Source organism: Flavobacterium panici (assembly GCF_903819335.1).
Lineage (GTDB): Bacteria > Bacteroidota > Bacteroidia > Flavobacteriales > Flavobacteriaceae > Flavobacterium > Flavobacterium panici.
In genome coordinates this window covers 1-14955 of the sequence record NZ_CAIJDE010000059.1, presented here as the reverse complement: position 1 = coordinate 14955, position 14955 = coordinate 1, and the positions used below count along the sequence as shown (strand labels likewise).

The following is a 14955-nucleotide window of genomic DNA, read 5'->3' as shown; positions in this document are numbered from 1 at the left end:
TCATGCCAGTTTTAACCAAAAAAACAAATACGAATCCTTCGCACTCTGCGTCACATCATGACAAAGGGAAGGAATCTTTTTTTGGGGTACAGGCAAAATTGAATATAGGAAAATCTAACGATAAATTTGAAGCAGAAGCCGATAGAGTCGCAGACAAAGTAGTTGCCAATAAACAAACAGCAAAAACAGACACTTTCTTTTCGCCATCGCCGGTAATGCAAAAGAAATTGGCGGTTGATGTTCAAAAGCAAGAAGAACAAAACAAAGAAATTCAGCAAAAAACGGCAGCCGAAACCATAACACCAGTTGGGCAGTTAAATGGTGAATCAATCCAAAATAAACTTGATTCCAGAATGCCAGAAAAGCGAGAAATTAATCCGGCTTTTTCTTCAAAAACTTTAATTCAACATAAACTCGAAGATAAAATCCAGAAAAAAGAGGAGACAATTCAGAATAAGACAGAAGTCAAAAAAACAGAAACTACCTCAAAAACAAATACACTTTCACTCAAACCTTTAATCCAAAATAAAAATAAAGGAGAAGAAGAAAATGTACAGCAGAAAAAAGAAGAAGAGAAACAGGCTAAAGACGACGAAAAACAAATACAAAAAAGTGCTGCTGCCGATGCGAATCCTGGCGACAACTCAAATTTAGAATCGAATTTAAACAGCAGTAAAGGCGGAGGTTCTCCACTATCCGGAAAAGTAAAAACCGAAATGGAATCCGGCATTGGAGCTGATTTCAGCAATGTCCGTATACACAATGACTCTAACGCTGTTCAAATGAATAAGCAATTGGGAGCTCAGGCTTTTGCAACCGGAAACAATATTTATTTTAACGAAGGAAAATACAATCCAAATTCGAAAGAGGGCAAGCATTTACTCGCTCATGAATTAACACATACTGTACAACAGGGAGCTGCCATTAGAAAAAAACCGGAACCTATATCCCCTGCTCCCGAAATGGTTCAGGGTTCGTTCCTGGATTTAGTTCCAGACTGGATCATCAATGAGGCACGACACGTTCCGGGTTATACTCTTTTCACCGTTATTATTGGTTATGATCCGCTGCGACAAGTTGATGTAGAACGAACTCCAATTAATCTGGTTGAAGGCTTAATGGGTCTTGTTCCTTTTGGAACTGCTATATTCGACAAGCTTCAGGAATATGGAATTTTGCAGCAGGTTTTTGACTGGGTAGAAGGAAAATTAAGCGAACTGGGATTAACGATCGACAGTATTTTAGATTTAGTTGAAGAGGTTTGGGACGAAATATCATTCCCTTATACCGGTATAATTGACTTAGTTACTGAAAAATTTAATGAAGTAGTTAACAGAATAACTTCTTTTGTAAGTTCAACAGTAGATCAGGTTATTACCTGGATAAAAGAAGCCTTGATTGGTGTGGCAGAACCTATACTGGCAGAAAACAAAGCCTGGTCATTAATCAAAAAAATAATCAAATACGACCCGTTACGCGATGAAGCAGTCAATGCCACAACGGTTGAAATATTAGAAGATTTCTTAATACTTATAGACAAGCAAACAGAGCTTGAGCAAATGCGTGAAAAAGGCACGCTGCAAAAAACTGCCGACTGGCTTGACACTCAGGTTGGAACTTTCAATTCATTGTTAGGTGAACTTCGCGCACTCATAACTGCAGCCTGGGATGCTATTCAGCCTGCAAATTTGGTCAATATTGCTGATAATCTTTCAGCACTTGCAGCCCAAGCTGGAGGATTCCTGCAAAGGGTTTGGGATTTTGCCTCAGGCGTGGCATTAAAAGTATTAGAACTTGTTAAGGAGTCATTATTAGGATGGCTGTCTTCTCAAGCTGCAACTGTAAGAGGTTATTCACTTATTAAAGTAATTATTGGAAGAGATCCTTTTACACAAGAAGCTGTACCTCGCACAGTTCCAAATCTAATACGAGGTTTTATGAGCCTCATGGACGGTGGAGAAGAACAATATGCACAAATGGTTGAATCTGGTGCAATAGCCAGAATTGTAGGCGAAATTGAAGCTGCAGTAGCGACGCTCAACATGACACCGCAATCTATAATTCAATTGTTTACCGACATTTGGGATTCTATGAGCATCAATGACCTCATCCATCCTATAGATGCTTTCTTGAGAATCATTGATAAATTTGGAGAACCTATAGGCCGATTAATTGCGTTTGTCGCAGAAATTGTCCGAATCGTTATTATAGCCATTCTCGAAATCATGAATTTCCCATTTGACCTCATCGGAAATATCATTACAAGAGCATTAGAAGCTATTGATGACATTAAAAAAGATCCAATTGGTTTCTTAAAAAATATACTGCGAGCCCTAAAACAAGGATTCATACAATTCTTTGACAATATTGTAACCCATTTAATAAATGGTGTAACCGGCTGGTTAATGAGTGAGTTAAAAGATGCCAATATTCCGGTACTTAGTGATTTCTCTTTGCAAGGTGTTATTACCTGGGTAATGGAAGTGTTGAATATCTCGATGGAGAAAATCTGGGAAAAACTCGCCGCACATCCTCGTATTGGGCCTGCAAGAGTTGCCAGAATCCGCAGCATGATTAATACACTCGAAGGTATTTGGACATTCATTAAAGATGTTCAGGAACGAGGTATGACTGCTATTTGGGATAAAATACAAGAACAGCTTAGTAACTTGTGGAATACCGTTCTCGATGCCGTGAAAAACTTTGTCATGGAACGCATTGTGAACAGAATTACAGCCAGACTTTTAAGCATGTTAGACCCAACCGGAATTATGGCGGTGATAAACGGTGCAATGGCGTTCTTTAATGCGATACAAAGTTTTATAAAATACTTGCGTGAAATGCTCGAAGTTGTCAATTCATTTGTCAACGGTGTAGCTGATTTAGCCCGAGGCAATGTCACCACAGCCGCAGATTACCTCGAAAGAACTATGGGACAAGCTATGCCGGTTGTGATAGGATTCCTGGCTAATCAGGTTGGTTTAACTGGAATTGGGGCAAGAATTGGCGAAATGATTATTTCTGTACAACAAATGGTTGATGAAGCGCTTACATGGCTCGTGAATAAAGCGGTAGATACGGGAATGGCTTTGTTAGACAGAGTGATGGGAAGAGGTGAACCGGAAGCTGCAACTCCAGCTGGTCCACTTGCGGGAGCTTTAGCGGAAATTGATTCTGAAACTGAAAAAGAAAATGATGAAGGAGAAGTTACCGCTGATGAAGCTCAAGCCATTAAAAACAAAGTCAATACAGATCAGGCATCTGTTATAAATATTTCTTCTGTAACTGATGGCGGAGAAACCTGGGATTATAATTATGTTCAATTAACTAAAAAAAGTACTCCTAAAAAAGTTACACCAAAAACAGTAATTATGCCTACTGTTATGGATAAAGGAAGACCAAAAACAGTTGTTGCAAATCCATTAACAAAAAAACAACCTGATAGTGGAGCCGGGGAATCCAGAGTAAACAGAAGTGTAATGACAGGAAATAGCTTTATAGATGCTTTTGTAGCTAAAAATGCAGGTAATCAATCTGAAACTAAAGGTATTCACGTTTTATCTGCTGCATTATATGGAAAAGCAACTAACGACAATTTAGCTTTTGGTACACAATCTTTAAACACAAATATGGATAATGGTCCAGAGCAATTTGGAAAAGATAATAAATCAAAAATTTTAAAATACTCAATGACTGTTAATTATTATCAAGATTCTAAAAATGATTCAATTTTTGCATTACCATCTCCTAGTAATGCACAGTTAACTTTAGCACTTGGTTTTTATATTGCGCAATCTATAACTGCCCAAATTGATGAAATAAATGGAACTACTCTTAACTCAGTCTATTCGCAGACTTTAACAGGTAGTTTTCCAAATATTACAGGTATAGCCGCTACTCCGCCAGAGCAATTAGTAACAGATTTATTAAAGAGAAACAAAATTTCAGGACAAATTAAAAGAGACGGAAAGGTTTACAAAAAAACAAGTTATACAGGATATAGAGAAATAGCCAGAGATCTTTCCAGAACAGATGCAATAATAAGAGATGCAATCAATAATTTAATAGATGATGTAATAATCAAAGAAGGTAATAACTATTATGTAAGATGAAAAAGAAATATTCAGAAGAAGTAGAAAAATTATTCAAATTCGGAAAAACAGATTTGTCTAAAGACTGGCCAAATTATGCTCAAGAATTGAACATTGGAGAAAAAAATGCCAACGAACTAATCGACATTGTAAAAACTTCAAATTTAAGCCATGCAATTTCAGGATTTACTATAAAAGATTTTGCTTCAAGACATGCATGGAGAGCTTTAGGTCAATTAAAAATTACAAAATCAGTTCCTATTTTATTGGATGCATTAATTGACGAAAAAAATGAAGAGGCTTTTGATTTTCGTTCCGAATTGCCAAAAGCCCTTGTATTGATGGGGTTTGATATAATTCCAGATTTAGAAAAATTTATAAAAAACCCAAAAATTGAATGGGATTTTAAAGTTGTTATATTTAAGGTACTGGTCGAATTTGCATTACAGAGTTCAAAATATAGAGATTATGTTGTAATTATTTTTAATGAATTATTTATTAAATATCACAATGAGCCCATTTTTATTTCAAGACTTTTAAATGAACTATTTAAACTTGATCCTATTGAATATGAAGTAGTAAAAGAAATAATTAAAAAAGACCAATATGATTATGGCAGTATTGATAAGGAGAGTTTAATGCATTTTACCAAATTAGCTAAATTAGATTAAAAAGCTAACAAAATAAAAGTACCGATCTTTCTTTTCCCTAATGTTAATTTATAGCTATATCAAAACTTGATTTTTTTTTCAATCGAATTATAAGTATAAAATGGAAAATGTATTCACTTATCTAAAAAACCAATTCGTATTTCAGCTTGATAACCTTTTTCAGACCGAAAACCCAATGGAAAAACCTGTTTTGAATCAAGTTGATTCGAATGGGTTTATAAACGAATTCATCATCGAAAATAACCTGACAGAAATCGATACTCTTTTGTTGGTACTCGCTCTTGTTCCTCATATGAAACCCGATTTTTTAAGTTCGGTTATTGCCGAATATTTACCAAATGGCGGTGAATTGCCCGAATTTGGAGGAATAAAAACCAAAAACCATCGCGGCATTTTACCAACTGGCGAAACGGCTCAGTTTTTAATTGCGGGAAATGATCTCGATAAACGAATTTCATTTTATGATTATCTGCACAATCAGTCTTTTCTTTATCAAAAAAGAATTATCAAAGTAGAAGCTGTTCCAAATGGTGAACCTAAACTGAGCGGTTTATTGATTTTAGAAGATGAATACATCGAGAAATTCATTACCGGAAAAATTCTAAAACCACAGCTTAGCAGTATTTTCCCTGCTCAATTAATTGAAACCCAATTAGACTGGGATGATTTGGTGCTCAATTCTTCTACTTTAAATCAGATAAAAGAAATAGAAACGTGGCTTAAATTCAATGATATTTTACTTCATGAATGGAATATGAAATCTAAGATAAAACCCGGTTTTAGAGTGATGTTTTACGGTGCGCCGGGAACTGGAAAAACGCTTACAGCTTCACTTTTAGGAAAATATACGCAAAGAGATGTTTATAGAATTGATTTATCAATGGTGATTTCGAAATACATTGGCGAAACCGAAAAAAATCTTTCTTCTCTTTTTGACAAAGCCACAGATAAAGACTGGATTCTGTTTTTTGATGAAGCCGATGCCGTTTTCGGAAAAAGAACCAATGTGAGAGATGCACACGATAAATATGCCAATCAGGAAGTTTCGTATTTGCTGCAACGTATCGAAAATCATCCGGGATTGGTTATTCTGGCTTCTAATTTTAAAGCAAATATTGATACCGCTTTTACTAGAAGATTTCAATCTATAATTGAATTTGAAGTGCCTTCTTACGGCGAACGTTTAAAACTGTGGCAAAATAATCTGCCAAAAGGAATTAAGATTGCCGAAGATGTAAATCTTAGCGAACTTTCAAAAAAATACGATATTACAGGCGCGAATATTGTAAATATAATTCAATATGCCTGTTTGAGAACTTTAGAAGATCAAAATAAAAGTATCAACCTGAATCATTTGCTTCAGGGAATTAAAAAGGAATATGCTAAAGAAGGGAAAATGATGTAACTTAGTTAGTTGATAATAGTATATTCTTTTGTGATAACCACTTTACCGTTTACTATTTTTTCATATTTATCTTTATAATATCCAACTGAATCGTTTTGACTAAGATCTAATCTGGTTATAATTTCAGAATATTTTATTGTGCCGTTTTTATTAAAATAATGCTTTTTTCTAATTTCATTATCTATTGTAAATGAACTTGTCGAAAGTTTTCTATTAACCTTATCTACTTCGTCTATTGTATTGTCTGACAGCTCTTCAGAAAATTCAAATGATTTCGTTTTTTCGTTAAACAAATATATGTTTACCAAATCTGTCATGGCAGTACTTCCACTGCTTGTGATCAAAAAATCTTTAAAACCATCAAAATTTAAATCCTGAAAATGTTCGTTAAAATAATCCTCTGCATTAACATCATTTCCTGATTTAAAATAATCAGAATAGCTTAATAAAATCCTTTGTGTTTTATAGTCTCTTAATTCTATTGTAATTGCTCCTGAAACAGAATCAATTTGTTTCCAGTTACATTTTATATTATTAAGAATAAATGGTGGACTTACTTTTACAGAAGTATCTATTTTAGTTTGAGAAAGTTCTTTTACCGAAACCTCATCTTTGCGATCTTTTTTTGAAGAAACATTTTCTGCCGTATTTCTACAGCTCATTAAAAGTAAAATAATAAATATCGAAATAAGGTTTTTCATTTTTAGATGTTTTTAGAACTGAATCTAATAGTGATGTTAAATTCTAACAGCTTGTAGGTGCATAAAAGACAATGAATTTTTCAACTATCGCGTTTGTTTTACTATTCTTTGCTCTAATTTTATAAATGTATCTTGTTGTAAAAAAGCTGGTTCTTATTTTATCAAGAGATTTAATATTCTTGATTTCATCTAACCATTCAGGACCGCAGTGTTTCCCTACAGCAGTTTTGAGTTCATCAATAGTAAAATCTATTGGGCGGTCTATTCTATCATCAATCATTGGGAGCTGCAAATCATTTTTATTGACTTTAAATTTAGTCCATTCAGAAGTGTAGCTTTTCCAATCTTCTATAAGGCAAAACGGCACATCAAGTTCTCGTTCTGTATCAATTCCCACGTTTATTTCAAATTGTCCATACAATTCTATTTCATCAAACTCAGCTTGATCAATTTTAAATGATCTTTCAAGAGAGTAACCCGGATCAAGATAAAAAACGGCTGTATCTTTTCTGGTTTCATAAATATTATCGGTTTCTTCATATTCATCTTTCCAGCTTGTATCATCGTCTCTCATTGAAATCGTTAAATCAGAAAATTTAATGGTAAGATCTGCTATTGCGTCATTTACTTTTTCTCCAGGCGATACAAAATCTTCTTTCTTTTTACTTACAATTTCTTTTTTATGTGGTTTTTCACTTAGCTCCTTTTTATTTTCTTGACAAGAGAATAACAGCATACTGATTATTAAAATTTGGAGCGTAATTTTCATAAGGGAAATGATTGTTTATTAGGATGATTATTTTTAATAGAGTTTGTGCTAATTCTCATGTTATCTATCAAAGCCAATTGCTCCTCTTTTTGGTGCGTATAATAATTTTAAATCTGAATAGTATTTATCAAATTCATCTTTAGAAATTGCTTCAACGTTTCGCAGCCATCTCAAATCATTTACCTGTGTTTCGTAGTTTAAATTAGGATCAAGGCTTAGATATCTTTCTCGCAAATAATTATCTCTCTCAAGAAACAATGTTGATATAAATTCATCAACAAAATTTTGATTGGGGTGTTTTTTAAATAGAATGAGATATCCATTATTATGAGTTCTAATTTTCCATGAATTTTCATTCATAAAAAAATATACGGTAAATAAAACAATTGCTATAAATGTAAAAACTATCCATGCGTCTGGGTCAGAATCTTTATCATTGCGGAAATAAAAAGAGATTCCTGCAATTCCAAAAATAAGCAGTGAAAGTACTAATATGATATTATTGGATGTTTTGTAAGTCGTTTTTTCTTTTGACAAATTTTCAAAGGCAACCATTCCTTCACTTTCACCTCCTATATAAGATGTTTTATAATTCAGTTTATTGTCAAGAATATTATATTCTCTTTTCGTAAATAATCTTCGCTGTTTTATTGTGTGCATTTATTTTCTTTAAAAATGTTGTCAACTTTATTTTCAAATATATTCATTTTCTACAAACATTCAATTCGAAGAAAACACTTTATACAACTTTCAACTGACCAATAATCTCAACAATATGTTCTTCATCGATTCAACAACCCGATAATACACAACCAATAATTTACTATTTTTATTCTTTAGGTCCTTACTTCAAATCAAGTATTTCTACCTAAAACCAGTTCATTCTATCTTTATAAATTAGCCTTATAAAATGAACGTCATTTTTAATTCTTTTATAAAGACACTATGAGCAATTTTCTTACTGCCCTTTTACCAATACAAAAAGAGTATCCTTTGCATGTTTTACCTAATAGAAATTTTCTTCCATTTAATGGAAAACCCATGTATGAGTATATGATTGAAAAATTACTGAAATTCACTCAATTTGAAAGTATTGTAATCAACACCGATTCTGAGGAAGTTAAAGAATATTGCAAATGGAACGGCAGATTAAGAATAATTGACCGACCGGAATCATTAATTGGTGAAGACATAAAATCAGATTTGATAACGGCTCATACTCTTGAAAAAATTTCGGGTGAACATTTTATCGAATTTCAAAGTTTTAATCCTTTATTGACAAACTTTACCATAGATAGTTTCATCAAACAATATACGGACTATGTCATGCCCGGAGAATATTTTGATTCGGTTTTCAGCATACAGCGTTATGAGTTGAGAAATTATGATCTCGAAAAAAGAGAAATGAATGATGAATTTCAATTTTCAATAATCGAAAATGGGATTCTTTATGGTTTTACTCGTACTTCTTTCCGCAAACATGGAAAAAAGATTGGAAAAATGGCTACAGTATCCGAAGTAAAAGAAATTGAAAATACGCTTTTGGATTCGGATACTAATTATGAATTAGTGAAATTGGTTTTTGCGAACCAAGATAAATTTCCTGCTATTTTTCATAGTGGAGTTTAATTTTTTAATTCATTAGCAATTTCAACAATATGTTCTTCATCGGTTCCGCAGCAGCCGCCAAAAACATTTAAATGCGGGAAAGAATCTTTTAATGTTTTATATTCTTTTCCTAATTCTTTGGGTACTCCCCTGTCTAGTTCTGTGGCTTCGTCTAATTCGGCGTGGCTTTTGCAGGATGCATTGGCACGAATAGCTTTGATACGTTTTACCCAGTTTTCGTTTTTGTTTTCGCTTAATTCATTTAAAAAATGTGTTGGATGCGCGCAATTAATCATATAATATATTGGCGGAATATTGACACTTTCGTCTACTTTTTCAATAGCATCTTTTAGACTCATTCCCGTTGGAAGTTTGCCATTTGTTTCGACTGTAAAAGAAATAACCACAGGCAAATTAAAAGATGCTGCAGCTTTAACAATTCCAATAGTTTCTTCAATATAATTCATGGTAAGTGCCGAAACAAAATCTATTGAGGTTTTACTAAAAGCTTCTATTTGTGCTGTATGATATTGCTGTGCTTCTTCAATTCTCATACAATTTTCTGGTACATAACCGTCGCCGCGAGGACCAATACAGCCGCTTATTAAAATAGAATTTATATCGTTTTGAAATTCTGTTCTTAAATTTTCTAAAAGAATAACGGCTTTTTCATTCAGTAAGGCTAATTCGTTTTTATGATGACCAATCTTTTCGATCCAATCTGGATTTGTGCGCCAGGTTGGGGTTTCCAGAATAAAATTGGTTTGATACTTTTTTGCGATTTTTAAATATCGGATGTAATAATTTTTAAGTGCGTTATATCCTTCCTGATTTTTTAATAAATCAAAAGCGGCGAAATACGGAAGATCAAATCCTTCGAGAAAAACTAATGTAGTTTCGAGTCCGCCGTCTGTTAAAAATATTTCATCCGTTTCATTTGGCAAGGTTTTATTATTGTTTTTCATATCTTTAAAATAATTATAAATATTTAACAATCAAATAAATACATATATAAATATACAAAATTTGATACTCTCTAAAAAAATTATTCGAAATCAGGAAAGGCTTTTTTTAATAGTCAAAAAACATTTCATTATTCTTTTATATTTTGAACTTTTTTAAGGAACATTTCATCGATTTCATCCAAAAATTCAAATGTATCTAGAGGAAAAAGCTGATGCACAACTTCTAAAATTAAAGACAAATTAATACTTGTTCTTATATCAGTTTCCGAAGTTTTATGCACGTCATGATCCACGCACAAAATACATAGTTTTAGCATCTCATTAATAACACATCCAAGCTCGTAGTAACTCGAGAACTTAACCTCAGCAACATAATGTTCATTTTCTTTATTCGCCGATTTTAAGGTTTTAAAATAGTAACGCATTAATTTTTTAAATTTCTCTTCATTTTCCATTTCATTTTTTTCCATAATATTTTTATTTTTTAAAATATGAGCAAATATACAAATTATAGCACATGTGCTATAATATTTTTCTTATTTATATCTTCTTTTTGATAAGTGGAAAAGAATGATATTAAACCTAGAAAATTAATCTTCGATAAAGAGGGTTTACAGTTGCTGGCCAAGCGACTAAAAGAAATACGCGCTGAAAAGGGTATATCACAAGAAGAACTAGCCTATCGTGCTGAAATGACATTATCACAAATTGCCAGAATTGAAACTGTAAAAACAAATCCTACTGTAAGTACTATATTTAAAATTGTTCGAGCGTTAGAAGTACCGCTTAGCGATTTATTTAATTTTGAGTTACCTCCATTTTCAAATGAATAAACTTCGAAAATGAGAAAAACTGAAGTACCTGAATCTGTCAAAACTGTCGGAAATAATATAAAAGAGATTATTAAAGTAAAAAATCTTAAAGTAAGACACGTTGCGCACGATTCTGATTTAGATATCGAAGCATTAAGGAGGTATATGTTAGGAAAGCAAATTATGGGTATTGACAAGCTTATTCGTATCAGTAAAGCGCTGAATGTTGAAATAGCAGAGTTATTCCATAAAATATAATTATAGAACTTTATCTAACTTTAAATAAACAAGAAAACCATTCGAATTGAATGGTTTTCTTGTTTATTTAGATTTCTCAATAAAAAGCATTTTCTTCTGTTTTATTTATTACCATCCATTTTCCTTTTTCTTTTTTCATTACAATAATATAGACGCTACCTAGTCCAAATGATTTTGTAGTTCCCTTTGCAGTAGCAAAAGTTACTATGTTTTTATTTTTGTAAATAATTGGTTCCGAGAATGAATAAACAGGAATTTCTTTTATTAAATATTTATCAATTACAGAAGAGCCAACACAATTTTTAAGCTTTTCAAAAATAATTCTCTTTGAATCAAAGTTTTTACTGTCCCATGTTTCTACGTTAAGCCAAAATTCAGTATTTTGATTTTCATATTTCTTTTTCATTACTAACCAGTCATTTTCATTATATAACGGAATAGGAACTCCTCCTTCTCTTTCTGTTTTTTTAGTATTGTTATCTACTAATATATTACCCTGAAAAATTTGTATTATAGAATTAGTATTGATTTTTTCTTTGACTACAATAATTTCTTCATTTTTATCTTTTATTGCAGAGTCTAAATAATCATTTATTGAGACATTCGCGTCTTTTGAAACCGAGCAACTGCAATAAAAAATAATTAAAAACAAATATTTAAAATTTTTCATAATTAAATTAATTACAAGATTTACCAACTGTATATTAATCATAAACTACCAGCGTTGGATTTACATGAATAAATTCAGATTTATTTTCATTAACAAAAAAAATAATGTAATCACTAAGAAAATCAGCTAAATCGTGATCACTTAATTTTTGTTGTTTATCTTTATTATAAAACCTGGAAGATTGCACAAACTCTTTAAGATTAAGCAACTTTTTTGATTTTAAAGTTTTTAATATTTCTGCTTTTTTGAAAAAAAAACGCTCGTTACCCATCGAATCTTTAATGAAATATTCTTCCGGTGTATCTTCCCAATGATAAACATATTCATTGTCTAACTTAAAAAAAAGTGTGTCTTTTACTTTGTTTTGAACAGCATTCCAATCTTTATCACGTCTTGGATAATAAGACTTGTATTCTAAAATTCTAGGCTGTATAAATTCATCTCCCTTAACAAAATATATAATATATTTATCAGTCAAAGAATCTTTCAGTTTCCATTTGTCAACTATTTGATTGTATTTTCCATCATAATAGAATTTTCTGTTTTCTATATATTCTTTTATTGATAGAATCTTTTTGGGCTTTAAATTTTTGGTCAAATAACCGTCGCCAATAAAAGATATGTACCCATTAGTTTTTGTATGATCCATTTGTTCTTTTGTAACTTCAATCCAGTCAGAATAAGTTTTGTAACTAAGATTTGGAGTTATTGTAGGTGATATGGTATAATATTTATCTATACCAAAAAAAAGCGTGTCTTTTTCTTTTTCCTGAGCAATTAAAGAGCTCACGAAAAAGAAAAAGGATATGATTATAATGTATGTTTTCATGACTCAAAAAGGTATTGTTTTTAATAATAATTCCCATCATATATCTCTTGAAATAATATCCATTTCCCATTTTCTTTTTTCATAACAACAATAGAATTAGGTTGAATAAATTGTTTTTTAGTAGTAGTTTCAGATTTTGCAAATATTACATACTCTGAATTTTTATAAAAAATTGGTTCTGAAAATGAAAACACAATAACTTCATTCTTTTTCTCTGTCATGTATTCATTAAAAAGGAATGGTTTTGGAAAAACATCTTCTTTTATAAATTTGATCTTAACATTTTTAAAATCATTTTGATTCCAAAATGTATTTTTTAACCAAATTTCATCAGTGTTTTTAAGCCTGTATTTTTGGTTCATCGCATTCCAATTTTCTTCAGTGTATAGTGGGGGTTTCAAACCAACACTATTTTCATTGGTATTATTAGTTACTACAGCAATAGACCTTTCTTTTAGAAGATCTATTGCATAATTATTATTTAACTTATTTTCAATGACAAAAACTGTATCATTATTTTTAAATTTAAAATTTAAATATACATTAACAGGTGAAAGGCCTTCCTTAACTGAAGAACAGCTATAAATTGATAATGTTATTATTGTAATTAAGTAAAAAAAAAGTCTTTTCATGATATTGTAAATTAATTAATGGTACATGGTTTTCCTATAGGAACTTGTCCGTTAATAGTAGAATTAACACTCTCACCATTATATCTTCCAATAATTCTATTATACTCTAAACTTCCCTCAGGAAATTTTGCTTGGAATATTGGAGCTTCCTGTAATCCTCCCCAAGCTAAATCTGTATAGATTTGGTTAGGAATTTCTCCATAAGGGACTGGTAATCCAGTTTGAAATTCTTGTAATGCTGCTCCAATTGCATTTACATATGTATTTGCCATTTCGTCATGATGAGCAGAAGCTTTAGAGCCGGGATATTTTTTGTCAACAAATTTCTGAAATAACGTTGGAAAATCATTAAATATTGCTGGGTTGTTTTTAGCTGTATAGTCATCAACTAGGCTAAAAAAGTAGCAGTGTATCATTTCATGCAATAAATTTGAAGCTCTAAATAATCGTGTAGCACTTGTGTAATTTGAACTTATACTAATGTTATAATTATTTGGAACCCCAGTAGAAGAAGCTGATGCTGGTCTAGAAATCACTGAGCTTGATGCTATAGTAACTGTAAATACTTTACTAGACCCTAATTTTTCTAATATAGCTGCAATATCAACATTTGTTGCATTTTTTAATTGCTCTAAAACAGCTTTAGGGCATGGATCTAGTTTAGAACCGTCAATTTTCTTTTGTAAAGCATCCGCAATTTCCGCAGGTGTTGGCGCTGTAATACCACTGGCACCAGTTCCATGATTTGTATAATCTGCGGGAGTTATGCCACCTGTGTAACCACCACCGCCATAATTATATGTTATAATATATCCTGATGGGTCTTTATAGTTATTGTTTACAACTACCTCTTTTAAATCTATTGCTCCACCGCCTGTATCTGTATCACAGTCTGTTCCTACAGGACACGGAACTTGATTTGAAGGGGCTTTAGCAGTTTTACTTTTAGAACGCAGGTTAATAATACCATTTTCTACAAGTTGACCATTTTCAAACTTAGCCACTTTTAGAAATCCTTTTTTGATATCCCCAACACTTATATAACCAGAAAAAATTCCACTTTCGATTAACGAACTATTTGAATCTGTGTTATTTTTATCAGGATATATTTCAATCAATGAAGCTTCGTAATTATTTTCGCCTAGCTTATAAATATACAGTTTTTGTTCCCAGGTTTCTCTTGGGTCTTTTTTGATTTCATTAATGGGAACTATAATTATTTTTGTCCCATCTTCTGAATTTGTTATTGCTGCATCGCTCCAGTTGTAGTTTAAATTCTGAAATAATGCATAATTATTTCCTTCGGTTTCATAGTTTTTAAACCATTGTTTGGCAGATAAAAGGGTTTTATCATTTGCCTGTTCTAAATGATCATCTGTCTGACACTTTGTAGAAGTGATTAAAATCGTAAAAACGACAATTAATCTTGCTGCATTCTTAAATTTTGTTCTCATAGTTTTTTGGTTATAAGTTAATTAAACCAATTTACCATGTTAAAAATCAGTATACCGCCACTAAAAGTTCAGATAATATCAATATAAGAC

At 31.8% G+C, this 14955-nt stretch carries 15 protein-coding genes; 6 read left to right on the top strand and 9 right to left on the bottom strand.

Going from position 1 to position 14955, the window contains the following annotated elements; translation table 11 throughout:
* Nucleotides 1-2 precede the first annotated feature (2 nt).
* The 3 genes from FLAPXU55_RS19355 (at nucleotide 3) to FLAPXU55_RS19345 (ending at nucleotide 6167) form a co-directional block, all read left to right on the top strand.
* Nucleotides 3-4112, top strand: a complete 4110-nt coding sequence (locus FLAPXU55_RS19355; protein WP_235992109.1) for an eCIS core domain-containing protein — start codon at nucleotides 3-5, stop codon at nucleotides 4110-4112.
* Nucleotides 4109-4762 carry a hypothetical protein gene (locus FLAPXU55_RS19350; protein ID WP_053470595.1) on the top strand — a complete coding sequence of 218 codons (654 nt, stop codon included), beginning with the start codon at nucleotides 4109-4111 and terminating at the stop codon, nucleotides 4760-4762. The genes FLAPXU55_RS19355 and FLAPXU55_RS19350 overlap by 4 nt, the downstream gene beginning before the upstream one ends.
* Nucleotides 4763-4862: 100 nt before the next feature.
* Nucleotides 4863-6167, top strand: coding sequence for an ATP-binding protein (locus FLAPXU55_RS19345; protein WP_180860398.1), 1305 nt, complete (start codon nucleotides 4863-4865; stop codon nucleotides 6165-6167).
* A gap of 5 nt (nucleotides 6168-6172) precedes the next feature.
* On the opposite strand, the gene FLAPXU55_RS19340 is transcribed toward FLAPXU55_RS19345, so the two are convergent.
* Genes FLAPXU55_RS19340 through FLAPXU55_RS19330 form a run of 3 tightly spaced genes read right to left on the bottom strand, consistent with a single transcriptional unit; the run spans nucleotide 6173 to nucleotide 8297 of the window.
* Nucleotides 6173-6868 (bottom strand): XAC2610-related protein, encoded by a 696-nt coding sequence (locus FLAPXU55_RS19340; protein ID WP_180860395.1) that lies wholly within the window; start codon nucleotides 6866-6868, stop codon nucleotides 6173-6175.
* Nucleotides 6869-6911: 43 nt separating this feature from the next.
* Nucleotides 6912-7637, bottom strand: a complete 726-nt coding sequence (locus FLAPXU55_RS19335) for a hypothetical protein (RefSeq protein WP_180860392.1) — start codon at nucleotides 7635-7637, stop codon at nucleotides 6912-6914.
* A gap of 60 nt (nucleotides 7638-7697) precedes the next feature.
* Nucleotides 7698-8297, bottom strand: a complete 600-nt coding sequence (locus FLAPXU55_RS19330; RefSeq protein ID WP_053470599.1) for a cytochrome b/b6 domain-containing protein — start codon at nucleotides 8295-8297, stop codon at nucleotides 7698-7700.
* 285 nt (nucleotides 8298-8582) lie between these two features.
* On the opposite strand from FLAPXU55_RS19330, the gene FLAPXU55_RS19325 reads away from it, so the two are divergent.
* Entirely contained in the window at nucleotides 8583-9266 is a 684-nt protein-coding gene (locus FLAPXU55_RS19325) for a cytidylyltransferase domain-containing protein (protein ID WP_053470600.1), read from the top strand.
* Here FLAPXU55_RS19325 and FLAPXU55_RS19320 read toward each other — a convergent pair.
* Both FLAPXU55_RS19320 and FLAPXU55_RS19315 read right to left on the bottom strand, forming a co-directional pair.
* Complete coding sequence (locus tag FLAPXU55_RS19320; RefSeq protein WP_180860389.1) at nucleotides 9263-10210, bottom strand: homocysteine S-methyltransferase family protein; 948 nt, start codon at nucleotides 10208-10210, stop codon at nucleotides 9263-9265. The two genes, FLAPXU55_RS19325 and FLAPXU55_RS19320, sit on opposite strands and share 4 nt — an antisense overlap.
* Nucleotides 10211-10338: 128 nt before the next feature.
* Entirely contained in the window at nucleotides 10339-10680 is a 342-nt protein-coding gene (locus FLAPXU55_RS19315; RefSeq protein WP_180860386.1) for a hypothetical protein, read from the bottom strand.
* Between the two features lie 90 nt (nucleotides 10681-10770).
* On the opposite strand from FLAPXU55_RS19315, the gene FLAPXU55_RS19310 reads away from it, so the two are divergent.
* Complete coding sequence (locus tag FLAPXU55_RS19310; RefSeq protein ID WP_180860383.1) at nucleotides 10771-11043, top strand: helix-turn-helix transcriptional regulator; 273 nt, start codon at nucleotides 10771-10773, stop codon at nucleotides 11041-11043.
* Nucleotides 11044-11052: 9 nt separating this feature from the next.
* A complete protein-coding gene (locus FLAPXU55_RS19305; protein ID WP_180860380.1) occupies nucleotides 11053-11280 on the top strand; it encodes a helix-turn-helix domain-containing protein in 228 nt (75 codons plus the stop codon).
* 76 nt (nucleotides 11281-11356) lie between these two features.
* Here the strand turns inward: FLAPXU55_RS19305 and FLAPXU55_RS19300 are convergent, their stop codons facing one another.
* The 4 genes from FLAPXU55_RS19300 to FLAPXU55_RS19285 are packed head-to-tail and all read right to left on the bottom strand — an operon-like array spanning nucleotide 11357 to nucleotide 14865.
* Nucleotides 11357-11950, bottom strand: coding sequence for a hypothetical protein (locus FLAPXU55_RS19300; RefSeq protein ID WP_180860377.1), 594 nt, complete (start codon nucleotides 11948-11950; stop codon nucleotides 11357-11359).
* Nucleotides 11951-11984: 34 nt separating this feature from the next.
* Complete coding sequence (locus FLAPXU55_RS19295) at nucleotides 11985-12779, bottom strand: hypothetical protein (protein ID WP_180860374.1); 795 nt, start codon at nucleotides 12777-12779, stop codon at nucleotides 11985-11987.
* Between the two features lie 20 nt (nucleotides 12780-12799).
* The gene (locus FLAPXU55_RS19290; RefSeq protein WP_180860371.1) at nucleotides 12800-13411 is read right to left on the bottom strand and encodes a hypothetical protein; all 612 of its coding nucleotides are present in this window, start codon (nucleotides 13409-13411) and stop codon (nucleotides 12800-12802) included.
* Between the two features lie 11 nt (nucleotides 13412-13422).
* Entirely contained in the window at nucleotides 13423-14865 is a 1443-nt protein-coding gene (locus FLAPXU55_RS19285) for a hypothetical protein (protein WP_180860368.1), read from the bottom strand.
* Nucleotides 14866-14955: the final 90 nt, after the last annotated feature.